General features: G+C 25.3%; 23 protein-coding genes and 4 tRNA genes. 13 read left to right on the plus strand and 14 right to left on the minus strand.

The annotated features are described in order from the left end of the window. The first annotated feature begins 5 nt into the window (after positions 1 to 5). The 3 genes from APAC_RS04675 to APAC_RS04685 are packed head-to-tail and all read left to right on the plus strand — an operon-like array spanning position 6 to position 2,352. Positions 6 to 737 (plus strand): 5-oxoprolinase subunit PxpA, encoded by a 732-nt coding sequence (locus APAC_RS04675; protein WP_130233018.1) that lies wholly within the window; start codon positions 6 to 8, stop codon positions 735 to 737. After that, a complete protein-coding gene (locus APAC_RS04680) occupies positions 737 to 1,408 on the plus strand; it encodes a 5-oxoprolinase subunit B family protein (protein ID WP_130233019.1) in 672 nt (223 codons plus the stop codon). Before APAC_RS04675 ends, APAC_RS04680 begins: the two co-directional genes overlap by 1 nt. Then, positions 1,405 to 2,352, plus strand: coding sequence for a 5-oxoprolinase subunit C family protein (locus APAC_RS04685; RefSeq protein WP_130233020.1), 948 nt, complete (start codon positions 1,405 to 1,407; stop codon positions 2,350 to 2,352). Before APAC_RS04680 ends, APAC_RS04685 begins: the two co-directional genes overlap by 4 nt. Here the strand turns inward: APAC_RS04685 and APAC_RS04690 are convergent. Both APAC_RS04690 and APAC_RS04695 read right to left on the minus strand, forming a co-directional pair. Further along, positions 2,298 to 3,098: a diguanylate cyclase domain-containing protein gene (locus tag APAC_RS04690; RefSeq protein WP_130233021.1), complete on the minus strand. Its 801-nt coding sequence runs from the start codon at positions 3,096 to 3,098 to the stop codon at positions 2,298 to 2,300. The two genes, APAC_RS04685 and APAC_RS04690, sit on opposite strands and share 55 nt — an antisense overlap. Further along, positions 3,070 to 4,314 carry an EAL domain-containing protein gene (locus tag APAC_RS04695; RefSeq protein WP_130233022.1) on the minus strand — a complete coding sequence of 415 codons (1,245 nt, stop codon included), beginning with the start codon at positions 4,312 to 4,314 and terminating at the stop codon, positions 3,070 to 3,072. The genes APAC_RS04690 and APAC_RS04695 overlap by 29 nt, the downstream gene beginning before the upstream one ends. A 183-nt stretch (positions 4,315 to 4,497) precedes the next feature. Here APAC_RS04695 and APAC_RS04700 point away from each other — a divergent pair, with 183 nt between their 5' ends. From APAC_RS04700 to APAC_RS04715, 4 genes are all read left to right on the plus strand, one after another. Then, entirely contained in the window at positions 4,498 to 5,130 is a 633-nt protein-coding gene (locus APAC_RS04700; RefSeq protein ID WP_130233023.1) for a hypothetical protein, read from the plus strand. A 1-nt stretch (position 5,131) separates the two neighbouring features. Further along, entirely contained in the window at positions 5,132 to 5,671 is a 540-nt protein-coding gene (locus APAC_RS04705; RefSeq protein ID WP_130233024.1) for a DedA family protein, read from the plus strand. 87 nt (positions 5,672 to 5,758) lie between these two features. After that, entirely contained in the window at positions 5,759 to 8,191 is a 2,433-nt protein-coding gene (locus tag APAC_RS04710; RefSeq protein ID WP_130233025.1) for a diguanylate cyclase domain-containing protein, read from the plus strand. 50 nt (positions 8,192 to 8,241) lie between these two features. Continuing rightward, the gene (locus APAC_RS04715; protein ID WP_130233026.1) at positions 8,242 to 8,523 is read left to right on the plus strand and encodes a peptidylprolyl isomerase; all 282 of its coding nucleotides are present in this window, start codon (positions 8,242 to 8,244) and stop codon (positions 8,521 to 8,523) included. Here the strand turns inward: APAC_RS04715 and APAC_RS04720 are convergent. The 4 genes from APAC_RS04720 to APAC_RS04735 all read right to left on the minus strand — a co-directional run bounded on the left by APAC_RS04720 (position 8,520) and on the right by APAC_RS04735 (position 12,702). Further along, positions 8,520 to 8,870 (minus strand): hypothetical protein, encoded by a 351-nt coding sequence (locus APAC_RS04720; protein WP_130233027.1) that lies wholly within the window; start codon positions 8,868 to 8,870, stop codon positions 8,520 to 8,522. The genes APAC_RS04715 and APAC_RS04720 overlap by 4 nt on opposite strands. Before the next feature lie 73 nt (positions 8,871 to 8,943). After that, on the minus strand, positions 8,944 to 9,582 hold the full coding sequence (gene pdxH, locus APAC_RS04725) for a pyridoxamine 5'-phosphate oxidase (RefSeq protein WP_130233028.1): 639 nt from the start codon (positions 9,580 to 9,582) through the stop codon (positions 8,944 to 8,946). Between the two features lie 51 nt (positions 9,583 to 9,633). Beyond that, positions 9,634 to 11,139, minus strand: a complete 1,506-nt coding sequence (locus APAC_RS04730) for an HD domain-containing protein (protein ID WP_228255944.1) — start codon at positions 11,137 to 11,139, stop codon at positions 9,634 to 9,636. 186 nt (positions 11,140 to 11,325) lie between these two features. Continuing rightward, positions 11,326 to 12,702: a PhoH family protein gene (locus APAC_RS04735; RefSeq protein WP_130233030.1), complete on the minus strand. Its 1,377-nt coding sequence runs from the start codon at positions 12,700 to 12,702 to the stop codon at positions 11,326 to 11,328. Between the two features lie 144 nt (positions 12,703 to 12,846). On the opposite strand from APAC_RS04735, the gene APAC_RS04740 reads away from it, so the two are divergent. Continuing rightward, positions 12,847 to 14,487, plus strand: a complete 1,641-nt coding sequence (locus APAC_RS04740; RefSeq protein WP_130233031.1) for a bifunctional diguanylate cyclase/phosphodiesterase — start codon at positions 12,847 to 12,849, stop codon at positions 14,485 to 14,487. A gap of 10 nt (positions 14,488 to 14,497) precedes the next feature. Here the strand turns inward: APAC_RS04740 and APAC_RS04745 are convergent, their stop codons facing one another. After that, on the minus strand, positions 14,498 to 15,007 hold the full coding sequence (locus tag APAC_RS04745; RefSeq protein ID WP_130233032.1) for an NADPH-dependent FMN reductase: 510 nt from the start codon (positions 15,005 to 15,007) through the stop codon (positions 14,498 to 14,500). A gap of 150 nt (positions 15,008 to 15,157) precedes the next feature. Here APAC_RS04745 and APAC_RS04750 point away from each other — a divergent pair, with 150 nt between their 5' ends. Further along, positions 15,158 to 17,050, plus strand: coding sequence for a sensor histidine kinase (locus APAC_RS04750; protein ID WP_130233033.1), 1,893 nt, complete (start codon positions 15,158 to 15,160; stop codon positions 17,048 to 17,050). 103 nt (positions 17,051 to 17,153) lie between these two features. Here the strand turns inward: APAC_RS04750 and APAC_RS04755 are convergent. From APAC_RS04755 to APAC_RS04770, 4 genes are all read right to left on the minus strand, one after another. Next, positions 17,154 to 17,240 (minus strand) — tRNA-Leu (locus APAC_RS04755). A 20-nt stretch (positions 17,241 to 17,260) separates the two neighbouring features. Further along, positions 17,261 to 17,336 (minus strand) — tRNA-Phe (locus tag APAC_RS04760). Between the two features lie 15 nt (positions 17,337 to 17,351). Continuing rightward, positions 17,352 to 17,436 (minus strand) — tRNA-Tyr (locus APAC_RS04765). A gap of 26 nt (positions 17,437 to 17,462) precedes the next feature. Further along, positions 17,463 to 17,537, minus strand: a tRNA-Gln gene (locus APAC_RS04770). A gap of 254 nt (positions 17,538 to 17,791) precedes the next feature. Here APAC_RS04770 and APAC_RS04775 point away from each other — a divergent pair. Both APAC_RS04775 and APAC_RS04780 read left to right on the plus strand, forming a co-directional pair. Then, positions 17,792 to 19,384 (plus strand): sensor histidine kinase, encoded by a 1,593-nt coding sequence (locus APAC_RS04775; protein ID WP_170170115.1) that lies wholly within the window; start codon positions 17,792 to 17,794, stop codon positions 19,382 to 19,384. Between the two features lies 1 nt (position 19,385). Continuing rightward, positions 19,386 to 20,513 (plus strand): hybrid sensor histidine kinase/response regulator, encoded by a 1,128-nt coding sequence (locus tag APAC_RS04780; protein WP_130233035.1) that lies wholly within the window; start codon positions 19,386 to 19,388, stop codon positions 20,511 to 20,513. On the opposite strand, the gene APAC_RS04785 is transcribed toward APAC_RS04780, so the two are convergent. Genes APAC_RS04785 through APAC_RS04795 form a run of 3 tightly spaced genes read right to left on the minus strand, consistent with a single transcriptional unit; the run spans position 20,488 to position 24,103 of the window. Continuing rightward, a complete protein-coding gene (locus APAC_RS04785; protein WP_130233036.1) occupies positions 20,488 to 21,750 on the minus strand; it encodes a response regulator in 1,263 nt (420 codons plus the stop codon). The genes APAC_RS04780 and APAC_RS04785 overlap by 26 nt on opposite strands. Positions 21,751 to 21,809: 59 nt before the next feature. Next, positions 21,810 to 22,559 carry a hypothetical protein gene (locus tag APAC_RS04790; RefSeq protein WP_130233037.1) on the minus strand — a complete coding sequence of 250 codons (750 nt, stop codon included), beginning with the start codon at positions 22,557 to 22,559 and terminating at the stop codon, positions 21,810 to 21,812. A 38-nt stretch (positions 22,560 to 22,597) separates the two neighbouring features. After that, positions 22,598 to 24,103: a UvrD-helicase domain-containing protein gene (locus APAC_RS04795; protein WP_130233038.1), complete on the minus strand. Its 1,506-nt coding sequence runs from the start codon at positions 24,101 to 24,103 to the stop codon at positions 22,598 to 22,600. A gap of 122 nt (positions 24,104 to 24,225) precedes the next feature. On the opposite strand from APAC_RS04795, the gene APAC_RS04800 reads away from it, so the two are divergent. Together APAC_RS04800 and APAC_RS04805 are read left to right on the plus strand one after the other, a co-directional pair. Further along, positions 24,226 to 24,495 carry an MCP four helix bundle domain-containing protein gene (locus tag APAC_RS04800; RefSeq protein WP_130233039.1) on the plus strand — a complete coding sequence of 90 codons (270 nt, stop codon included), beginning with the start codon at positions 24,226 to 24,228 and terminating at the stop codon, positions 24,493 to 24,495. Positions 24,496 to 24,693: 198 nt separating this feature from the next. Further along, a complete protein-coding gene (locus APAC_RS04805; RefSeq protein ID WP_130233040.1) occupies positions 24,694 to 26,082 on the plus strand; it encodes a methyl-accepting chemotaxis protein in 1,389 nt (462 codons plus the stop codon). The last annotated feature ends 16 nt before the right edge of the window (positions 26,083 to 26,098 follow it).

Below are 26,098 nucleotides of genomic sequence, written 5' to 3' on the forward strand. Positions count from 1 at the left end.
GTAGAATGATAAAATTAAATTGTGACATGGGTGAAAGTTTTGGAGTATGGAAAATGGGAGCTGATGAGCAAATAATGCCTTATATTGATATGGCAAATCTTGCTTGTGGTTTTCATGCTAGTGATGCTGTTACTATGGCTAGGTCAGTCTCTTTAGCTAAAACACACAATGTTACAATAGGAGCACATCCTGCTTATCAAGATATAGTTGGTTTTGGAAGAAGAAGTATTCAATGTACCCTTGAAGAGATTAAGTCTATAGTTCTATATCAATTAGGGGCTTTAAGTGCATTTTGTAAAGCAAACGGAACAACTGTAGCCTATGTAAAACCCCATGGGGCTTTGTATAATGATATGATGAGAGATGAAAATATTTTCAAAGCGATTTTAAGTGCAATCTCATCATTTGATAAGAATATTAAACTAATGATTTTATCAAGTCCTAGAAATGAAGAGTACTCATATACAGCAAAAATTTATAGTATTGAACTTCTTTATGAAGTTTTTGCAGATAGAAACTATAACGATGATGGTAGTTTAGTATCAAGAGTTCATGATAATGCTGTTATTCATGATGAATTAGAATTAGTTTCAAGATTAGTGAATTTAAAAGAAAAAAACTTTATACAAAGTATAAATGGTGTAAAACTATTTTTAAAAGCAGATACTATATGTGTTCATGGAGATAATGAAAATGCAGTAGAGTTTATAAAACTTATTAGAAAAGCACTTATTTAATGAATATTAAACCTCTCTCTCCAAACTCTTTAATTATATATTTTTCAAATGAAATTTCAAAAGATATTTCTCAAAAAGTGATAAAAACTTATAATGCTATTTTGAAAAAAAACTTTGATTTTATTGTTGATATTATTCCTTCTTATAGTTCAATTGTTATTAATTTTGATATGTTTAAAATAGACTTTTACTCTTTTAAAAATATCATAGAAAACCTTGAACTTGAAGATGAAATCAATCTTGAAGATTCTTTACTTAATATAGATGTATATTATGGAGTAGAAGTAGGCTTAGATTTAGATTCAATTTCTAATAATACAAAGTTAGATATTGAAGAAATAGTATATTTACATAGCTCTAAAATTTATGATATCTTTGCTATAGGTTTTTTACCTGGATTTGCATATATGGGAAATGTAGATGAAAAAATTAAACTACCAAGATTGCAAACACCAAGAAAAAATATTCCAAAGGGTAGTGTTGCTATTGCTGATACTCAAACAGCAGTTTATCCACAAAATAGTCCAGGTGGATGGAATATTATAGGACAAACACTATTTAACTGTTTTGATAAAAACTTAGATAATCTAAGTCCTTTTAACGTTGGTTCAAAAGTAAAATTTAACCCCATAACTAAAAAAGAGTTTTTATCAAAAGGTGGAATAATATGAGTTTAGAAGTTTTAAATCCATCTTTTTTTACTACTATTCAAGATAGTGGAAGATTTGGTTATAGTCACATTGGTGTAACAAATTCTGGCGTTATGGATGAATATGCCTATAATATTCTAAATATTTTACTTAATAATGAGCAAGATACTAATGTATTAGAAATATCATTTTTTAATTTTGAAGTAATGTTTTTGCGTCCTACAAAAATTGCATTGACAGGAGCAGATGCAATAATAAAGTTAAATAATGAACTTATAAAACCTTGGAGAACTCATAGTGTTAAATCAGGGGATATTTTAAAAATAGGTAAGTTTTTTAGTGGTTCAAAGCTTTATTTAGGAGTAAAAGGTGGTTTTTCTATAAAAAAAGAGTTTGGTAGTAATAGTACAACTATAAAAGAGAAATTAGGTGGAATTAATGGTGAGTTTTTAAAAACAGGAGATATCTTAAATTATAAATCTTATATAAATTATTATGACAAAAGATTAAAAGAGAAATATATACCAAAATATAGTACAGAGTTAGAATTGAGAGTTGTACTTTCTTATCAAAAAGATAGCTTTTCAAAGGAAGAAAAAGATAAGTTTTTTTCGTCTGAATATATAATCTCAAATGATTTTAATAGAATGGCTTGTAAGTTAAAAGGAGAAAAAATAAATAGTAGTCTAGGTGGTATTATATCAGAAGGTATAGTTTATGGATCTATTCAAATCCCTAAAGATGGACAGCCTATTATTTTATTAAAAGATAGACAAACAATTGGAGGTTATCCTAAAATTGGAGTTGTTTTAGATATTGATTGTTTTAAATTAGCTCAAGCAAAACCAAATACTAAAATAAAATTTAAACCTATTAGTTTTGAGTCTGCTATAAAAAAATCAAAAGAGTTTTACAGCTCTTTTAATTTTAGAAAAAGTCTTTCAAAAAGTTCTTTTGAGTCTTGATTCTCAAAATATGGCTCAATGGCAAAACTATATGAAGTTTTTATCATAAGACCTGAATTATTTTTTAGTGTTGCATTTGCAAGTGTCTGTTTTAAATTTAGAACTATAGAGTTTATATCATCAAAGTTTTCTTCTTTACAAAAAATAATAATCTTATTTTCAAAAAATCTTGCTATATTATAAATTATTTTTTCATCATTTAGATTTTTTTTGATGAACTTAACAGTGAAAAGTAATAGGTTATTAGCTATTAGTTCACCATACTGTTTTTTTATATATTCAAGATCATCTATTCCTACTAAAATAGAAGTACCTTTTTCTTTTAGAAAGCCTTTTTCATTCAAAAATTGATTATAAAGCCACTTTCTGTTGTTTATATTTGTTGTTTCATCTAAGAAAAGTTTATTATTTAATGTTAATATCTCTTTTTCTAAATTAGACATTTTTTTATAAATATTACTTAATTCATCAACATTTTTCTCTAATAAGGCAGTTTTTGCTTCTTTTGCTGAGTCTTTAATTAACGTTACATTTGAAGCAATATTATTAATATACTCTTCAATTGTATTATATTCATCAATAATTATTTTATTAATTTCATTTTGAAAAGATTCATCTTCTATATTTATTTCAATTTTTGATGCATTTTCATTGAACTTTTCAAAATAAATTGATGGTAGAATAACTTCTTGATTAAGTAACTCATTAATAGTTAAATCAGTTATTTTTTTTAGTTCTTTTTTCATTTTCTCTCTCCAAGATTATCTCTGAAATAGACTTAGGTTTACTAATATAATATCCTTGTGAATAATCTATTTGTATATTTTTTACATATCTTAAAATTTTTAAATCACTAACAAACTCCGCAACAATTTTGATGTTCTGTTGTTTACAAAATAAAACTATACTTTTAATTAAGTTTAAATAAATAACTTCATCAATTTTTTTGATTAATGAACCATCAATTTTTATATAGTCAATATTTAAATTTAATATATTTTCGTAGTTTGAAAAACCAGTACCAAAATCATCAATTGCAATTTTTACTCCAAGAATATTTACACTTGTTATAAAATCATTTACAATGTTAAAATTAGATACCTTTTCACTCTCTAAAATCTCTAAAGTTATGTATTTCCCAACATTATTTTTTTGAATTTTTGATATAAGAGCTTTTTTTATATTTGAGTTAATAATATCTGTATAATTCAAATTAATACTAACATTTATTTTGTATTTTAAAATATAATTTATTGTTTTATCAATTAGTATTTCCATAAGCTTAGTATAAAGCCTACATTTTTTTGCTTTTTGAATGAATGCATTAGGTAATATAATATTACCATTTTGATCAAAAATTCTCATCAGAACTTCATATTTCTCAATCTCTTCAGTTTCATTGTCAACAATTGCTTGAAAATATGGTTCTACCAAGTTATTATCTATACTATAGTTTAAGATTTTTACTAAATTTTCACTAACAGATTCATTTTTATAAAGATATGAATCATAAAACATATAGTGAACATAGTTAAGTTTTGCATTATGTAAAGCTTTTTCTGCATAAATTTTAATTTGATTATCATCACTTTTAGAACAACCAATCGTTACATCTATATTAATTAAAGTTTTTTTATCTAAAAGTTTAAAGTTATGAGAAGTTATATTCTTAAAAACAATGTCTTTTATTAATAAAATTTCATCTATTTCAAGATTGTCATATATTGTTAATTCAAATACATCTGCATGAGTATTTGAAATGTTTATTAGTGTTTTTCTCTCAAGTTCATGTTTTATATCAAATTTTATTTTTGTTTCAAGTAATGTTTTTAATTGTCTAATAATATAGTCACCATTATTGAATTTATAAATAGCATTGATATCTTTCATATACAAAATATCTATTAAAAATAGTGTTTTGTAACTGTTTTTATTGAATAGGTTTGATATAAAATTTTTCAACGCCAATTTATTTACCTTCAATTCTACTAAATCTTCTAAATTATATATAATTAAACTTTAATAATTGTAAAAAATTGATTATTTTTTTTACTTTTTTAAAATAAAATGTAATTATTTTTTATAAATTCTATATTTAATAGTTAATTTGTTAAAATCCAACAACTTTTTAAAGGAAATTAAAAAATGAAAAAAATTAATATAAAAGATTTACAAGTTGATATAGATATTATACAAGTTTTAGATTTATATTCTGTAAAAAAGAATTTTTTTATTGATATAAATGGGAATATATTAGAAAATATTGATGATAATGTAAAAAATCCAATAATTTTTAAAACTAATGATAATACTTTTTTAATAAATAGTAATGATGCAAAAGAATTATCTTTGGAAATTTTCAAAGATTATAAGCCAACTATTATTGGAACAAAATGTAGAATAAAACCCTTATCAAAATGGCAAGATATTATAGATTTAAATAAAGAACTAATGTTATATTTTGATCATCAAAGTGATGGAGTAGAGTTTTTTGAAGACAAAATATTAGAAGATTATGGTTGGAATGCTTCTGCTTTAGAAATTAATTATAGACAAATTAGTGATTTTATTGAAGAAAACTGTGAAGGAATTTTACTTTGTTATGATAATGAAGTACAATTTAATGGATTTACAATTGTTGAAGATATAAATGATGTTAGACTTAAAGTCAAAGAATTTATTCAAACTCAAGCAAAAATAAATATTGATAAAGATATTGTTGATTTAGATGATGAAGATGTAATTGATGCTTTAGAACTTTTTGAATTGAAGGTATAAAATGGAAGAATTTATTAAAGATTGGGGATATATCGCCTTATTCTTATACTCATTTGGTGGAGGATTTGTAGGTTTAGTTATTGCAGGAGTATTATCTTATGCAGGTGATTTAAATATTTACTTATCAATTTTAGTTGCAGGAGTTTCAAATTTTTTAGGTGACCAATTTCTGTTTTTTTTAGCTAGGAAAAATAAAAGCTATGCCAAAGGCATGATGAAAAACTATGGAAGAAAAATTGCACTTGCTCATATTATGATGAGAAAATATGGTTCATTTGTAGTATTTATACAAAAATATATTTATGGAATAAAAACATTAATACCATTAGCCATGGGACTTACTAAATATTCTGCACTAAAATTCTCAATTTTTAATATTTTTGCAACTGCTACATGGGCTTGTGTAGTTGGATATGCAAGTTATATTGCTGGAGAAGTTATTTTAAGTAGTGCAGATGATTTTAAGTACTTTGGATTAGGTATTGTTGTAATAGTTTTATTAACAGTAATGTATATTTTTAAAAGGATTGAAAAAAGCTAGTTCTTATATAAAAAAATCAAAAAAGTACTTTATAAGAAAAATAATCATAAAATGTCTAAAATAATTTAAATTTCTAGGTGTTAAAATTTGTTTAAAAACTCTTTGCTTTTAAAAATTATATTAGTATTTACTTTACCTGCAGTTGGTATCTTATTTTTCAGTACTAAATTGGTTATTGAAAAATTGGATTATACTCAGGGAATAAATAGAACTTTAGATAACGTTGTTTATTTAGAGTATACTCAAAATTTAATTCATGAACTTCAAAAAGAGAGAGGCTATTCTGTAGTCTATTTAGAATCTCATAAATTTTCCGATAAGTTAATAAAACAAAAAGAAATTACAAACAAAAAGTTTAACGAATATCTAAGATATGCTACAGCATTTATAAAAAAAAGCAATGAAAATAGCAATATTGAAATATTAGTAAAAGATATTCAAAATCAATTCTATTTGTTGGAAAATATTAGATTAAGTATTAATGAAATAAAAATAGACTCATACAGAGTTTTAGATTTCTATTCAAAATTAAATGAAAAACTTTTAAATTCAATTATTTCTATTAAAAGTGTAAAGTCAGCATTTGCTTTTAATAAAGAGTTTACAAATATTAGTTATTTTTTACTTTTTAAAGAGTTTACAGGTATTGAAAGAGCAATTATATCTAAGCTTATTATTGATAAGAAACTAGATGAAATAATTCAAAATAAAGTTGATGAAGTTCATACCATAAAAAAATCAAATCTTAACTATTTTAAAATAAACTCTTCTTTACGACTTCAAGAAATTTATAATAAAAACTTGCCTTTTAAAATTCAAGAAGATGTTCACAAGTACAGAGATGATGTCCTAAAAAATATATTGACTAAAGAGTTTGATGTAGTACATTGGTGGAACTTATCAACTACTAAAGTAGATGCATTAAATAAAATTTTTGATGAGATGCTAAAAGAATTAGATAGCATTGCTAAAAAAGCAACGAAAGATGCTTTCTTAGAACAGAATGTAAGTGTATTTTATCTATTTGTTTCATTTATTACATTAATAAGTCTTCTTTTTTTACTAAGAAACATAATCTTAAATGAACAAAAAAGTTTTGAAAAAATAGAAAAACAGAAAAAAGTATATGAACTTTTAAATGAAACTAATAAACAATTATTAAAAAAGAGTAGTAAAGAAGAGATTTATACAGAATTACATGAAATGGTTTCAAAAAATTCAAGTATGGTTTTTTGTTTTGTGTATGATTTAGAAGAACATGATAAAGAAAAGAGAATTTATGCTAAAGATGGTGAATTAAAAGATATTGTCAAAAAAAGATTAGATGGAGATTTTGAAAAATTAGATAATCTTTTAACACGAGCAATTAAATGGAAATCAAATGTTTTAGTTGAAGATTTCACAAAAGCAAATATTTCAGTCTTTTCTGAGTATGGAAAGAAGTTTAATATAAACTCAGCAGCATCTTTCCCCATCAAAAAGTTTGGGGAACAAGTTTCTGTATTAGTAATTTATTCCAATGTATATAACTTTTTTGATTATGAAGTTGAAATGCTTTTTGATCAAATGATTTTTGATATTACTCACTATTTAGAAAAATATGATTATGAAAAAATAAGAATTAAGCAAGAGGAACAACTTAAAATTGCATCTGTTGCTTTTGAATCTAGTGTGCCTATGGTGATTACTAATGAAAATAGTGAAATTATTGAGGCAAATCAAGCTTTTTGTGATGTATTAGGTTATACAAAAGATGAAATATTAGGAAAAAACCCCAATTTATTTAGGTCATTTCATCAAAATGAATCATTTTATGAACGAATGTGGAGAGTTTTAGATAGAGAAGACTCTTGGAGTGGTGAAATTTATAATAAAAAAAGAGATGGAACAATTTTACCTGTTAGATTAACTGTAACTGCTATTAGAAATAATAAGAATGAAATTATTAATTATTTAGGTCAATACATTGACATTAGTGATATAAAAGATAGAGAACAAGTTTTAGAGTATCAAGCAACCCATGATAATTTAACAGGATTACCAAATAGACTTTTACTTCTTGATAGAATTGAGCACGCTATAACAAAGGTTGTAAGACACAATAACGTAGGTGGATTGATATTTATTGATTTAGATAATTTTAAAACTATAAACGACACTATGGGACATGATGTTGGGGATGTGTTATTAATTGAAGTTGCAAAAAAATTAAAATATGTTATTCGAAATGAAGATACTGTTTCACGAATAGGTGGTGATGAGTTTATTATCCTAGCTGATAGTATAGGAAGAGATAAAGAAGAAGCAAAGAAAAATATTGGGATACTTGCTAAAAAAATAAAAGATGCCTTAAATGGTATTGAATACATAAGTGGCCATAAAAATATTTCAACTCCAAGTATTGGAGTAACACTTTTTAGTGATGCTTCCGTTAGTGTGAAAGATATTATTAAACAAGCTGATACAGCTATGTATGCAGCTAAAAAACAAGGTAAAAATGCAATTGAGTTTTTTAATTAATACAAGTTTAGATAAACTTCCAAATTAAAAAATTAAAATAAGGAATTATAATGAAAAGCGCAACAGCTAGACACTTATTAGTAGAATCAGAAGATTTATGTTTAGAGTTAAAAGAGAGAATTGCAAATGGTGAAAAATTTGAAGATATTGCAAAAGAGTATTCAAAATGTCCATCAGGAGCTAATGGTGGAGATTTAGGAAACTTTTTCCAAGGTCAAATGGTACCAGAGTTTGATAAAGTTGTTTTCAATGATGAAATTAATGTTGTTCATGGACCAGTTAAAACTCAATTTGGATTCCACTTATTAGAAACTACTTCTAGAAGAGACTAATCACACTCTTCATCCCAAAGTATAGATATGCCATACTCTTTGTCTGTTATGGCATATTTAAAATATTCACTACTTCCTGATCTTCCATGAAGTCTTACTTTTATTTGACCATCATTTAGTAGATTTTTTATTTCATTTGAGCCAATACTTCGTTTATTGTATCTTAAAAGTGCATTTGAGTATATTCTAAAAGTACAAGTTGAATCTGAAGTAAACACAAACTGTTCACTATCATCATACTCTTTTCTAGCATTTTCGCAAGTATAAAGTTTAGCTTTTTTACCTCTTACGACTGTTTTTCGCTCAATTACATCTCCACCACAATAGGGACATTTACCAAGTATCATAAAAACTACCTCTTTTTTTATTAATTATATAGTAGTTCTTTTTATTTTAAAAAAAATATTACGATTTGAAATATTATGGTGCTAATCTTTTTCTATCCCATGAATTATCATTTTGTAATTCATACAAAAATCTATCATGAAGCCTATCATCTCCACCTTGCCAGAACTCTATTTTTGTAGGTTTGATTATATAGCCACCCCAAAAAGAAGGGAAGGGTACTTCTCCATTTGCAAATTTATTTTTCATTTCATCAAATTTTGATTCTAATAAACTTCTTGAACTAATTACTTCACTTTGGTGTGAAACCCAAGCTCCTATTTGGCTACCCTTTGGTCTTGATAAAAAATATTTTAGGGATTTTGCAGTGGAAATCTTTTCTATAGAGCCTTCTATTTTAACTTGTCGCTCTAAAGCTAACCAAGGAAAAAGTGCAGCTGCTTTGGGGTTTTCTTCTATTTGTTTAGCTTTTGTGCTTTTATAATTTGTAAAAAAAACAAATCCATCTTCATCAAAAGTTTTTAATAAAACAGTTCTTATACTTGGCATCATATCTTTCCCAACTGTACTTAAAGAAAAGGCGTTTGGCTCAATTAGTTTTGCGTTCATAGCATCATTAAACCAAAGTTCAAACTGTTTAAATGGATTTTTATCTAAATCATCTATTTCAAGATTTCTAGTTGTATATTTTCCTCTAAGCTGTGTTAAATCCATCTTCAATCCTTATTTTTACTATCAGTATATTCTAGCAAAATAAGGATTATTTCATTCCTCGAAAATGTCAAATAATATAGTTTTTAAATCCTCTTTCATTTGCTTATTTAAACTCTTTTCATTAGAGTATAAATAAAATGGAACAGTATTTCTCATGGAGTGTTTAAGTCTTTTTCGTAAAGTTGAAATTTCATCTAAATTTATTAGCTCATATCCATCATACAATAAAAACTCTTTTTCAATACCTAGTTTAAATGAAACAGTTTGATAAGCAAAAAATGTATCATCAATACTACTTTCCCACTTTTTTATAAAATTATCAAGTTTACTTTCTAGTTTTTTTAATCTATTAGAGGTTATATAACCAAAGCTTTCCCTAAATTTATATCTCTCAATTGTACTAAACTCTAAAACTTTATAGAATTCATTTAAATTCTTCCAAGGACTTCTAAATCTTCTTTTACCAAATAGTACCTCTTCAAAACAGTACATATATTTGATATCTTGTGATGTTAAACTCTCTTTATCTTTTATCTCAAAATATTCATTTTTAAACAAAGAAATAAGCCAGTTTTCATCTAACATAGAAATAGTATCTAACTCTTTTTGTTTATTTTCATTTTGAAAATCCCAAAGCATTGAGATGTTTTGTGAGATTTTTTCTTTTAAAAGTTGGTCATCAAAATATTTTGATGATAGATATTGAACAACATTTTCCAAAAGAGTGTCTGTTTTTGCAATACCATGGTTAAATATTACTTTTTTATAAAGATTAAATCTCATCTCTAACATATGTTCAATATCGATTAAACTCATATCAAAGAAACTTAATAAATATTTATCCTCTTTTTTAACTAAAACTGATTGTTTTGTAATTCTAATATGGTCATTTGGTCCTGTAATATAACCACTTGCAAGCATATCTCTGTTTATATAATCTAATCTATCAGCATCAACTGTACTATCTATGAAACTATGTAATACTTTAAAATCAAAACCTTTATAGCTTTGCTCTTCTAAAATCATTATTGCTAACTCTTTTATCAGCTTTAAAAATTCTATATCTTCATCTTTTTTAAATAAATCATATAGCTCATACTCAAAAAGTAGTTTTAGATACTCCTTACCTATTGCTTCATGAAGTACATTTTTATCATTATTTGTAATTTTGTTATAAATCTCTAAAAAATGTATCTCTTTTTGACATAATTGCTTTTTCTTCTCATCTTTTGCTTTTATTTGTTGATACACTTTTTTTAAAGCATTTTCAACTTGGTGTGAAAAAGGAAGATGTCCAACATCATGTAATAATCCAACAATTCTTATTGTTTGCAAAAATATAGTGTAAACAACTCTTTGGGATTTAGATTTTGTAGGAATTGTAAATTGATATAAAGCTTTATTGTCAAAATACTCCATATCATCTAAATTTATATCTATGTTTTTCTCTTCAATAAGTTTTTTTAAAACTTTTTTTAAAGATTTTAAAAAATCATTTTTAGTAGATTTATCTGCATTTAGTAAGGCATTTTTAAACATAAATGAAGCTAAGTGCATAGTTCCTAAACTATGAATAAATCTTTTTGTTGTAATTGATGGGTATGAAAAATATGCTAAAGCATTTTGTGTGATAAATTGAAGTCTATTTACAATCTTTGTTTGAAGTATTTTATCTTCTAATTTTGTGTACTCAATATGATTGTAAATAGTATCGTTTATAAGTCTATTTTGTATAGTTTTCTCCTAATCTTTTCTTTTTTCAAATATTCTTTCTGTAAATTGTGCAAACTTACCTCTTACAGCTTTTTCAAGCTCAATAGCAAACATCTTTAATTCAGGATGTTCATAGTTTGTTTGTTTAAGTAAAGTTGTTAATCCATTATTATATTTATTTAAATATAAGTTATCAATTTGTCTATTTGAACCAATTACTATTGCCATACAACTTTCATCTAGCCTTGAAAGAATTAACTGGGTTGTTTTTTCACTGCTATTTTGCCACTCATCCATTATTACAATTGAACTAGATAGAGTTCTACCTCTTGCTTCTCCTGGCCATAAAGTTTCAATACAGTATCTTGATTTTAGCTCATCAATTTTAGATTCAATTGATTCTTGATTTTCTCTATTTTCACTTTTTTTGAGATGTTTTTTAGCAATAAACTCTAAAGTATCATGCAAAGCCATATTATAAATTCTAAACTTTTCATCATTTCCAGCTAAATAACCTACATCTGCACCTTTATCAAGTGACTCAACTGAGTTTCTTACATAAACAATTTTATCATAAAGCCCAAGGTCAATTAGTCTCATAGCACTTACAATAGACATTAAAGTTTTTCCACTTCCTGCTTTTGCATCAATTACAAGTAAGTCATACATATTAGATAGTATTGCTTTTGTAAATAGTTTTTGCTTTAAATTTACAGGTTTTACATTTAGTGCTTTAAAATCATTCTCTTTTAATACATCAACTCTTTGGTCATGAATTATTGCATATTCTACATTTCCATCATTACTTTGAAATGAATATGCAAAGTTTTGGTATTCATATTCTAAGTCTATACTTTTTATATCTTTATTTTCTAAACTATTAAACATAGATGAGTCTAATTCATACTCTTTTACAAAATTAAACTTTGGAACTGTTGATTTATCATCATGTAAAGTTTCTGCTTTTATACCTTTAAATAGTGCAAATGTTCTTGCATAAACATCAAGTGATAAAAAAATAGTTTGACAACCTTTATAATAATCCCTAGCAACACTAGCAACTTCAATTATTCTTTTGTCATTTGATTCAGATATATGAATTTGCTCAATTTGTGTTTCATAACTATCTTTGCTAATAATATCAAGATTTATTTCATCATTGTAAAGCTTAACAACCTTGAAACCTAATTTATAATCTACCTCTTTTATTTTCATCTTTGCTAGAAGTCTTGCAAACTCTCTTGAATAGTATCCTAGTTCACTTGAAAGCTTTTTTTTATCCTCTAATTCAAGTAATACTGTTTCAGGAATAACAATATGGTTAGTTTTATTGTCTGATATTCTATTTAGATTTTGAAGATTTTGTAAGATGATATTTGTATCTATAACATAAACTTTTTCTTTCATACTTAATTTTAACACTTTTAAACATCAAAATAGTTACAGTTGTGTAAAAATTATGTCAAATTTATATAAAAAATATTTACTTATGATTGCAATAGTGAATTTTTTTTGATATTCTTATAGTAAAATAATAAAAAAAGGTTTTCTTTGAAAAGTGAAGATAGTATTGATGATTTGAAAAAACAAATTGCATTGTTAAAAAATGAGAATTATAAATTAAATCAATATAAATCTGCAATAGAAGAGAGCAATATTGTATCCATAGGTGATTTAAAAGGGAATATAGTTTATGTCAATGAAAAGTTCTGCGATTGTACTTTATATTCAAAGGAAGAGGTTTTAAATCAACCCCATAGTATTTTAAAAGGAGATACTCCAAAAGAGGTTTTTGCCCAAATGTGGGAAACTATACAAAATAAACAAACTTGGCATGGAGTATTAAAAAATAAAAGAAAAAATGGGGATTTTTACTATATAAATGTAACAATAAAACCTATCTTAGATTTAAATGGTGAGCTATTAGAATATATTGCCATCAGACATGAAATTACTGATTTAGTCAATAAATCAGAAGAGTTAGAAAAAAATTTAAGGTGTGATTTTTTAACAAATGAAGGGAATAGATTTAAACTTTTAGAGGATATTCAAAAATCACATAAACCAGCTTTAGCTCTATTTGATATTAATAAATTTGGTGAGTTAAATGATTTTTATGGCCATGAAATAGGTGATGAGGTTTTAAAAACTGTTTCAAGTTTTTTTAGAGCACTTATTCCTTCAAACTATTTTTTATATAGAATCTATTCAGATGAATTTGCGATATTAGCTGATGGGATTGAAAAAGATGAGTTTATACAAGTAGTTAAAACAATAAATGACAAAATATCTTCTTCACCTATAATTATTAGAAAAAAAGAGTTATATATTCAAACTACATATAGTATTTCATTTGAAGATAAATCAATTATAAAAAAAACAGCTAATATGATAAAGAAATATGTAAAAATTGATAAAAGTTCAAATATTTATGATAAAAGACTTGGATTAGAAAAAATTTATGAAAAAAACGTTTTATGGACTTTAAAACTCAAAAAAGCCCTTGATAATAATAAAATTGTACCTTTCTTTCAAGCAATTTATAATATGAGAACTCAAAAAATAGAGAAATATGAAGTTTTAGTTAGACTTATAAATGAAGAGAATATTCCAATTTCACCTTACTATTTTTTAGATATTGCAAAAAGATCAAAACAGTATATAAAATTGACAAAAACAGTAGTTGAAAAATCATTTGAATATTTTCAAGACAAAAACTATGAGTTTTCAGTAAACCTTACTATTGAAGATATAATTAATGAAAATGTTGCAAATTATATAATTGAAAAAATAAAAGAGTATAACATTGGTTCAAAAGTCATTTTTGAAATAGTTGAATCTGAAGGTATTAATAATTTTGAAGAGGCTAATGATTTTATTGATAAAGTTAAATCCCTTGGAGCTAAAGTTGCAATTGATGATTTTGGTTCTGGTTATTCAAATTTTAATTATCTAATTAAATTAAAAGCAGATTTTATAAAAATTGATGGCTCTTTAATAAATGATATACACATAAATAAAAATAATAAAGCTATTGTTGAAACAATATTAGATTTTGCTAAAAAACAAAAATTTAAGACAATTGCAGAGTTTGTATCTTCACAAGAGATTTATGATGAAGTAAAAAGTTTAGCTTTTGATTATGCCCAAGGTTACTTAATAGGCGAACCTAAAAAAGAGATAATTACTTAGGAGTAAACTCCTAAGCTCTTGCTAATTTAATTAATTGTTTAATCATATCTTCTGCTGACTCTTCATTTAATTGTTTTTCATATGTTGTTAAAATCTCTCTAGCAAGTATATTTGCACCTAAGTGTTGATACATAATTCTCATAGCTTGAAGACCTTTTGCCCCACCACCTCCTGAGTGTGTTGCTAAAAGTACAATTTTATGATTAAATGCATCTCTCCAATCTTTTGTTGCTCTTGAAGTCCATGCCATAGCATTGTTTAAAACTGGAGGCATAACTCCGTTGTATTCAGGTGCCACAACAATAAAAGAGTTTAATGATAAAATCTTTTGTGCTAAATCTAATGCAACTTCTGGAATCCCATTGTTTTCCTCTTCAACTGTACTATATAATGGTAAATTTAAATCTACTAAATTAATTAATTCTACACAATCACAATGTTTTTTTGCAATTTCTTCAAGTTTTTTCCCTAATTTTAGGTTATTATTTGAACTTGCAACTAAAATACCTATTTTTGCCATAATTCTTATTCCTTCTAAAAAATGATAAATAAGACAAATTATATCTTTTTTTTGATTTATGTTATATAATTAGAAATAATAAATTTTTGACAAGTATTAAATTTTAATAGGCTATAATAACTTCTTAAATAGAGGGAAAGTAGGTGAATTATGATTCAAAGTAAAGAAAAACAGTTATTAAATATAATTAGATTTACACCTGCCATAATTGTTTTGATTTTATCTATCTTTATGGTTTTATTTTTATACTTTGAAAAGAAAAGAACTTTTCATGAAGAAAAAAAGAGTATAGAAGAACAATTTATAAATGAAAATAAAGAGATTATTAAAGATGAAGTGAATAGGGTTTATACTTTTATTAAACATCTGCAAGAAACTACAGAAAATGAACTTAAAAAAAATGTAAAAGAAAGGGTATATGAAGCCCACTCATTAGCTACTAATATTTATGAAAAAAATAAGAATACAAAAACAAAAGAAGAGATTTTTGAGTTAATAAAAACAGCTTTAAGTGGTATTAGGTATAACAATGGCCGAGGTTACTTTTTTATGGATGATATTTATGGAAATAAATTAGTTCATCCAATTGATACATCAATAGAAGGTAAAAATATGCTTAATTTTACAGATGTAAAAGGTTATAAGCTATTTGAAACAATTGTTGATACCATAAAACAAAAGAGTGAAAGGTTTGATGAATATTATTGGTACAAACCTAATACAAATAAAGAGATTGGAAGAAAAATCTCTTTTTATAAATATTTTGAACCATTAAATATGGCTATTGGTACAGGTGAATATTTTGATGAGTTTGAAAAAGAGATTCAAAAGAAAGCTTTAGAGTATATAAATCTTATTCGCTTTGGTAAAGCAGGATACATATTTGTAATAAGTTACGATGGTGTTTATCTATCTCATATAAGAAAAAACTATTTAGGTAAACACTATTTAGAAAATAATGATATAAAAAATATTGCAAAAGTTATAGAAGATGCTATTAAAATTGCAAAAGATGGTGAAGGATACTACTCTTATATTCAAAATAAGAAGCCAGATACAAATGAACCAACACATAAAATTAGTTTTATAAAAGGTTTAAGTAATTGGAATTGGATGATAGGTAGTGGGTTTTATGAAGATGATGTTATCTCACGTATTGAAGATAGAAAAAGAAAAATTGATGAAAAGTTTGAAGAGTATATTCAAAATATTTTGATTATTAGTTTTGTGATAATGATTATCTTATTATTTATTTCAAAATATGTAACAAACTTTTTAGAGCAGAAATTCAGACAATATAAACAAGAATTAAGTAAAAAACAAACAATTTTACATCAACAATCTAAAATGGCATCTATGGGTGAAATGATTGGTAATATTGCTCATCAATGGAGACAACCTTTATCAACAATTACAACTGCAGCTACAGGTATGAAACTGCAAAAAGAGTTTGGCGAGTTTAATGATGAAATATTTTATGATTCAGTTGACAAAATTAATGCTTCTGCTCAGCATTTATCAAAAACTATTGATGATTTTAGAAACTTTTTTAGTCCAAATAAAACAAAAACACAATTTGATTTGAAAAACACTTTTTCAACGGCATTAGATTTGATATCTGCACAATTTAATGCTAAAGAGATTAAAATTATAAAGCATATTGAAAACATTCAATTAAATACATATGAAAATGAATTAATACAAGCTTTAATCAATATTTTAAATAATGCAAGAGATGAACTTATAAAATTACCCAATAGTATAGAGAGATTAATTTTTATTGATACATATATTGAAGATGGGAATGTGATAATAGAGATTAAAGATAGTGCAGGGGGAGTGCCTTCAGATATCATAGATAGAATATTTGAACCATACTTTACTACAAAACATAAAAGCAATGGAACAGGTATTGGTCTTTATATGACTGAGGAAATATTAGTTAAGCATTTAAAAGCTGATATAGAAGTTTATAATCAAAAATATAAATATAATGATAAGTCTTATAAAGGTGCTGTATTTAAAATTACTATTCCTCAGTAGTAATTTTAAAATAGTTGCATATGAAAATGTATTTTAATTTAAAATTTGTATATTGAAAAATGATAGTTGAAGTTACTAAGAAAAAGTTATTGTAAAAAAAACATGGTGCGAATGGTGAGAATCGAACTCACACTCCGAAACCGGAATGGGATTTTAAGTCCCACGCGTCTACCTATTCCGCCACACTCGCACATGTGTAAAAAATTTAAGTGGTGGTTCGAGGCAGAATCGAACTGCCGACACAAGGATTTTCAATCCTTTGCTCTACCGACTGAGCTATCGAACCATAACTTAATATAAATGGTGGTGAGGGAAGGATTCGAACCTTCGAAGCCGTAGGCGGCGGATTTACAATCCGCAGGATTTGACCACTCTCCAACCTCACCATTATTGATAAGATCACACAAAAATATGGATGGGGTAGCAGGATTCGAACCTGCGCATGACGGTACCAAAAACCGTTGCCTTACCGCTTGGCGATACCCCATTAATTTAAGTGGATGGAATTATAATATTACTAATATTAAATTTAGCTAAAACTAGAAGAAAAAAATAAAAAATTTACTAAATTAATAAAAACACTAGTAAATACTAATAATTTGATAAAAGAGTATATTTTGAGAAAGAAAACTTATTTTTATTCTTTTGAGCTAAGTTATAAAGTTTTTATGGTACTATTTATTTTAATTAAAAATTATTTATTTTCACAAAAGGCATAAGATGTTTATGGAGCACTTGGCTTTGACCTATAAGTGTCATAGCTCAATTGGTAATAGTTTAGATTTAAAAAAAATGATGACAGAGGTTTTAGAAACTTTTGTTACTGAAACTAATGCTGATGGAGGATATTTTTATTTAGTAGATGAAAAGAGTAATCTTTATAAATATTTATCTTTCAATGAATTGCCATGTTTTGATGAAAATGACTTAAAAGATAAAATAGAAAAATTTAATATTTATCAATGTCCAAAGAAAAACTTTAGAATAATTATAATGCCTTTAATTGAGGGAGTTCTTTTTTTAGTTTATAAAGATAAGAGTATAAATTTTGATTATATTGGCTCAATGTTTCAAGATTTAGTGGTAAAGTTAAATATTAGCATAGATGCATGTTTAAATGTTCAAAGAATGAAAAACAAAAATAAGATGCTTAAACATTTAACAAATGAGCTTAAAGAACAACAAAAAGAGCTAATCGAATCTGATAAATATAAAAGTAATTTTTTAGCAAATATGAGTCATGAATTAAAAACTCCCCTAAATTCAATAATTGTGTTATCTTCAATTATGAAAAAAAATAAGAATAGTTCTCTTAGTTTAGAACAAGTTAAAAATTTAACTATAATTAACAATTGTGGAAATGATTTACTGCATTTAATTAATGATATATTAGATATTTCAAAAATTGAAGCAGGAGAAATTTCTTTGAATCTCTCTAAGGTTGATATTAATGATTTAATCTTCTCTTTAGTTGAAGAAATGAGACCTTTAGCTTTGGATAAAAATCTAGATATCGAATTTAATTGTTTACTTGATGATATAAATTTATTGACAGATTCTCATAGAATTAAACAAATTTTAAAAAATCTTTTAAGTAATGCTATAAAATTTACTAATGAAGGCTTAATTGATGTTATTTTAGAAGAGAATGCAAATGATATAACTGTAAAAGTAATTGACCATGGTATTGGTATAGCACAGGAAAAACTTAGCCATATTTTTGATAGATTTAAACAAGCAGATGGAAGTACAACTAGAAAGTATGGTGGTACAGGCTTAGGTTTAGCTATTTCAAAAGAGTTAGCTAATTTACTTGGTGGTGATATTAAAGCTTTTAGTAAAATAGGTGAGGGTAGTACTTTTGAAATGATTCTTCCTAAAAAAACTGATATTAAAAATATCTCAGATGACAATGTCTCTATCTCTTCTCAAAAAAATGGTGATGAGCAAGAAATTGAAGATATAGTATTTTTTGATATGGAAGATATCAATACAAGTCAAGATATTGAAAGTAAAGTACAAAGGGTTGTTTTACTTAATTGTGATAAACTAGCGATGTTTCCTATTGTTGTGCAGTTGAAAAAACATGATATAAAATTAATACAACTTGACTCTTTAACTGATACTTTTGATTTAATGGAAAAAGAGTATCAAGATTTAGTCGTAATAGACAAAGAGAATACAAAAACTAAAATAGATGAGTTTGTAAACTACTGTAAAGGCAAAGAGACACAAACTATTATTTTGTCTAAAAGTGAGGATCAAAAGTATTTTCATAAAGATGATGTAAAAGAGAACTTGGTAAAAGAAATTTTAGAAAAATTAGGAAGATAAAATGGAAAAATTTAAAATTTTATTAGTAGATGATGTACCTGAAAATATTTACTCTTTAAAAATGATGATTGAAGATAGTTTCGATGTTGAAATTTTTTCAGCTTTGAGTGCCCAAGAGGGTATGGAAATTTTGATGAAAGAAAAAATAGATTTAATCCTTACAGATGTTCAAATGCCAGAAATTGATGGTTTTGAGTTTGTTGAGTATTTAAAAAATATTGATAGAACTAAAGAAATTCCAGTTATTTTTATTACAGGAATTTATGACAAAGATGAATATAAATCTAAAGGATATGATTTAGGAGCAGTTGAATATATAACTAAACCAATTCATGATGTATTATTAAACTCTAAACTAAAAGTTTATATTGATATTTTTGAAAAAAGAAAAGAGGATGAAGAAGAGATTGCTGTAAAAGATGAACTATTGATTCATCAATCAAAAATGGCAACAATGGGAGAAATGATAGGAATTATTGCTCACCAACTAAAACAGCCATTAAATATTTTATCTTTATATTGTAATGATGTAAAAGACTCTTATACGTATAATGAAATTGATGATAAATTTATTGAAGATTTTTCAAAAAATACAAAAGAGCAAATTGAATATTTAAGTGAAACAATTGATGGTTTTAGAGACTTCTTTAACCCTGATAAGCAAAAAAGAGTTTTTGAAATAAAAAAAGTTATAAACAAATCAGTTAAACTTTTAATGAATAGAATTGAAACAGCAAATATAAATTTAAATATTACAGTAAAAGAGGAAATGGTTTATGGTGTTGAAACAGAGTTAGAACAAGTTGTATTAAATATTATAAACAATTCAATAGATGCTTTTATAGAAAGAGAAGAACTAAAAGTTAAAGAGATAAATATTGAAGTTCTTGTTAAACAAAACTATACAATACTAATTATGGAAGATAGTGCAGGTGGAGTAAAAGAAGATAGCTTAGAAAAACTTTTTGATCCTTATTATACTACGAAGAGTTCTGGAACGGGAACAGGTTTATATATGGTTAAATTAGTTATTAAAAATAGTTTAGGTGGGGATTTAAAGGTGAATAATAGTGAAAAGGGGCTTAGATATATAATTGCGCTTCCTAATGAGAAGCCTCATCAGGATTAAGAATCTCTTTGATTTTTGTCTCTAATGAATTTATTACATCTTGAAGATCAAGAATTTTTTTATTTTTTTGTTCATTAGTTTCCATAAGTAGTTTTAATTCTTTTTTTGTTGCACTAATTTCTGCCTCATACTCATTATTCTTATTTTTTAAAAGAAGTTTTTCATTTTTAAGCTCATTTATTTCTCTTGCTTGCTCATCTCTTTTTTTACTTAAGTCTTTCATAAACTTATCATATTTTTCATCTACATTATGCATTTGCAACTCATAATGTTCAAGTTGTCTTTGACGGCTTGAAGTCTTTTCTTTTTCTGTTTTTAATTCATCAATTAATCTAAGAAGCTTTCTCTCTAAGTCTTGTATTTTTTCATTTTGTTCAATTATGATTTTTTTGTAGTTCATCTCATTTTTTTTGAACTCTTGAATTGCTTTCATTACTTTTTTCTTGAACTCTCTTTTTTCACTATTCTCTTCATTTAAAGAAAATCCAATAGTAATAAATTCATCTAATTCAGGGGATAATTTAAAGATTGAACATTTTAAATAAAATGCCTCTTTATCTTTAGTTATGTATTTAGTATTTCCTGTCCAACTTTTACCTTTTTTTATATCTTCCCAACTTCTATTTACTGAAGTTTTTGGAATATCTGGATGAACTAAATCATGAAATGAAAGTTCTTTTATCTCATCTTTACTATAACCAGAGATATCTAAAGTCATATTATTTGCATTTAAAACTTTCCCTTCTATATTTAGCTTATAAATTACAGCAACTTTATTTATAGCATTTATATAGTTTTCAAGTTCTGTTTTAGTATCTTCAAGCTTTTTTTCTACATATTGTTTTTCACATATTTCATATACTTTTTTTAATAAATCTTCTGAATCTATAGGCTTTAAAATATAATGGCTTACATTTAGGCTAACTGCTTTTAAAATATTTTCACTTTCACTTCTAGCAGTTGTATATATTAGTGGAACTTCTTTATCTAAATCTCTTATTTTTTCTAACATTTCAAGGCCATTCATAATAGGCATATTTATATCAGAAATAATTAAATCTATTTTTTCATCAGAATTAAATCTAGTTGTAAATTTATTTAGACCTTCTTGACCATTTTCACAAATAATAACATTTTTAAAGACTTTATCTAAAAGTTTTGCAAGTTTTTCCCTTGCTAATTGTTCATCTTCAACAAATAGTACAGTTAAGTTTTTTAAAAAAGTTTTGTCAAACATAAGAAACCTTAATATTAATAATAAATTTTACCTAAAATTAATTTAAGGTTTCTCAATTTCTATTGATATGGTTTTGGAGTTGGAGGAAACTCTTTAAAAGCCTCTTTTATAGCATTTGTAATTGAGTTTTTATATTTATGATTTTGATCTGGATTTGAAAATTGTAGATACTCAATAGCACCTTGTTCAGTTTTTTCATATTTATATACATAAACAGGTTTTTTACCAAGTTGTAAAACATTTTCATAAAGTGTTTTTGCATATTCATTGATGTAAGGAAATTCTTTATCAGAAATTTTATCTCCCCAACAGAAAAATACAAACTTACCATTTGGAATAAAAGTTTGTGCATCAATATACATAATATCTCTATCAAATTCAGTGTTTTGGTTTGAGTTATATTTTTCTAAATCTTCATTAAACTTGATTAATAACTTTGAAGAATCAATATTCTTTTCAACCAAATTAAATAGTGATTTGATTTCAACTATCTTACCTTTACAATTTTCTCTCATTGCTTGTTTAAAAGTTGTTAGGTAGTTTTCTACCTTTAATTCAATTAGTTTATCAAAATCTTCAAAATCTTGATCTAATAAGAATTTTTTAGAATCAAATCCAATTGGCGCAGCTATTGGATTATATAAATAAACAGTTCCTATAATGTTTTTTTTTCTTAATTTTCCAGTTTTGATCTTTTCTTTTAACTCTTTTGCTGTAATAATATCTTCATCGTCATAATTAAAATACATATAGCTTTCAGTTAAAAAAATCTCTTCGTATTTAGTTTGAATTGTTCCAAAATATTGCATATAAATCCTTTTGATTTTGAAATATTAGCAAATTATTACTAAAGGCTTTGTTCACTATTGTAATTAAGCTGTAAATCTGCTAGAACAATAGCTTTTTTTGCCCTTGTTGCTGCTACGTAATATATATTTAATTCTTCAATAGCTCTATTATAACTTAAGGGATTTTTTTTGTTAAATAACTCTTTTTTTGTTATAAAATCATCTGCCATAATAACTTGGTCATATTCTAGACCTTTTGCTTTATGAGTTGTAGTAAATATAATATCTGCATTAGATTTATCTGTTACTACTTTTTCTTTTAATTTTTTATTTATTTCAAAAATATTATCACCATAAGCATTTATAAACTTTATGACATTTAAATAGTCTTGATTTTTTGTATCTTTTGCAAACTGTTCTAAATCATAAATAGATTCAAACTCTTTGATTTCATCAATTGTAATTTTGTCATTTTTTTTCTGTTTTAAATAAAATATTGAATATACAGTTTGATTCATAAAAGAGTATGAACTATAACCACCTTCAAAATAGATTTTATAATCACTATGAATGAAATGTATGATTTTTTGAATAAGCCCAAAAGTGGTTCTTGCAATAATACAAACTGGTTTTTTCATATCTATATACTCTTCACCTATTTTTGTGATAGTATCTATTCCACTTAGTTTAAGTTTATAAGATGATTTAACTTCATATAGTTTATTTAGCTTATCTCTGAGTGTTTTTGCAAACTCATTTGAAAATCTAAAAGATTTAGTTAAATCATAAGAGGGTAAATCGATTTTATTTAAAGCATTTGTAGCATATCTAAAAGAGTATATCTGTTGAAATGAATCTCCAACATAAATTCTATCACAATTTTGAGCTTCAACAATTCCTATCATAACATCAGATATATCTTGTGCTTCATCTATTAAGATTAAATCAAACCCTAAGTTTGAACAAGCTCTTTTATTTAAAAAAAACATTTTAAGATAAAAATCATGAGTTGCTTCAATAATTTTATTTTTCATACAACTAAGTATATGTTTTAAGTGACCTAAAACCTTTTTTTCATTATTTAAAAGTTCTAATATTTTTGCATCTAAATCAGACTGTTTTTTATAAGTATTTAAAAGTTTACTATCAAGTGCAATTAGTGAGCTATTACAATAAAAGTTTACTAAATCTTTTAATAGCGTTAAATATTCAGGCGTTGGGTAGTACTGTTTTTGATGGGTTATTTGTTCAAACCCACAAATTACTTTTTCTAAAATAGCGATTTTTAAATCTTGAACTAGTTTGTATTGGTAAGCTGAAATCCTATTATAAGCTAAAGAGTGAATAGTACTTACAAACATATTTGATAATTTATAATTTTTTAGTTTCTCTTGAAGTTCAATTTGTAATGACTTATTATATGCTAAATATAAAATCTTTAAATGAGAATTTTTCTTGGCATATTCTAATAGTGTTGTAGTTTTACCACTTCCTGCAACAGCATTTATTTTAAAAGATTTCTTTTTTGAGTTTATTATCTCTTCTTGTTCATTAGTTAAAGTCATCTTGAAATTGTATCACGGGATACTAAATATGTAATAAAATCTATAAATAATACTTAAATGATACTTTTAAGCTACATTTATGTAATAAAATAATTCATATAAACTATAACTAGGAGTTTTTTATGAGTTTAAGAAATAAGATAATTATTTCATTTGCTATATTAATTGTTATTGTAAGTATATCTAGTATTTATGTATCAAATAATATTTCAAATATAAAAGTAAATGTAGATAAACTAACACATGAACAATATCAAGGAATTACAGTCCTTCTTGAAGCAGATAGAGATTCATATCAATCAAATGTTGCTATTAGTCAGATTATGCACCTAAATGATAAAGAAGAAATCGATAAGCTCATAAAAAAAGGAGTATTAGATAACCTTACATAAGTTAGACAAAGGTTTGATAAATTTAAAGCAAAACTAGAAAATGAACTAAATAAAAATAAAAAAGAGTTTGAACAATTTGAAGTTTATTATAATTCAACTGATAAAAATACAAAATATATTGTTGAATTAGTTAAAAATCAAGAGATTGAAAAAGCAAAAGAGGTTTATTTTTCTACATATCTAAAAGATTATGAATCTATGAGGGATTTGATTGATTTTTTCACTGAAGCAACAAATAAAATTATAGATAAAAATTCAAAAGATGTTCAAGATTTAATTTCTTTATCATTAAACACATTTATATTTATTGCTTTATTTATTATTATCATAACAGTAATTTTAGTATTTTTTCTTGGTAAAACAGTTAATGAATCATTATTGAAATTACAAAATGGCCTAGTAGATTTTTTTCAATTTTTAAATAAAGAGACTAAAAGTGTTCATTTATTAGATACTTCATCAAATGATGAGATCAGTAAGATTTCTCATGTAATTAATGAAAATATTGAAAAGACAAAAATATTACTTGATCAAGATGAAAAGTTTATTTCTAATGTTAATGAAGTAGTTAATAGAGTTAAAAATGGAAGTTTAGAATATAAAGTAAGTGCAGATACTAATTCTGACTCTTTAAAAGATTTAAAAATACTATTGAATGAAATGTTAGAAACATTATCGAAAAAAATTGCTACTAATATTAATGAAATAGAAAGTGCAATCAATGAAATCAAAGGATTGAATTTCTCTCATAAAATAGATAATGCAAAGGGAAATATGGTTGATGGTTTAAATGAAATATCTCAAACAGTAAGTGATATGCTTGTTTCAAATCAAAGTAATGGTTCAACTTTACAATCAAACTCTAAAGATTTACTTTCAAATGTAGATAAATTAAGTATCTCTTCAAATGAAGCAGCAGCAAGCATAGAACAAACTGCAGCAGCACTTGAAGAGATTACAAGTAATATGAGTAATAACTCTTTAAATGTTATGAAAATGGTACAGTATGCAAATGAACTTACAACTTCAGTTAATGTAGGACAGGACCTAGCAACACAAACAACAAATGCAATGGAGTCAATAAATGTTCAAGTTTCTACAATTAATGAAGCAATTACTGTAATAGACCAAATTGCATTTCAAACAAATATCCTATCTCTTAATGCTGCTGTTGAAGCAGCAACAGCAGGTGAAGCTGGAAAAGGATTTGCTGTTGTTGCTCAAGAAGTGAGAAACTTAGCAACAAGAAGTGCAGAAGCAGCCAATGAGATTAAATCAATTGTTGAAAATGCAACAGCTAAGGCAAGTGATGGTAAAAAAATAGCAAATGAGATGATAAATGGTTATACAGGATTAACTTCAAATATATCAAATACAATGGATTTAATTAAAAATGTTGAATCAGGAATAAAAGAGCAACAAACTGGAATAGAGCAAATAAATAATGCAATTAATTCTTTAGATAAACAAACTCAAGAAAATGCAAATGTAGCAAGTTATACACAAAGTATTGCAAATAAAACTCAGGATATAGCTAAAGAGATTTTGGAAGATGTAAATAATAAAAACTTTTTAGGGAAAAAATAAAAGGGGATTTAATTCC

It is taken from the genome of Malaciobacter pacificus, assembly GCF_004214795.1.
GTDB classification, from domain to species: Bacteria; Campylobacterota; Campylobacteria; order Campylobacterales; family Arcobacteraceae; genus Malaciobacter_A; species Malaciobacter_A pacificus.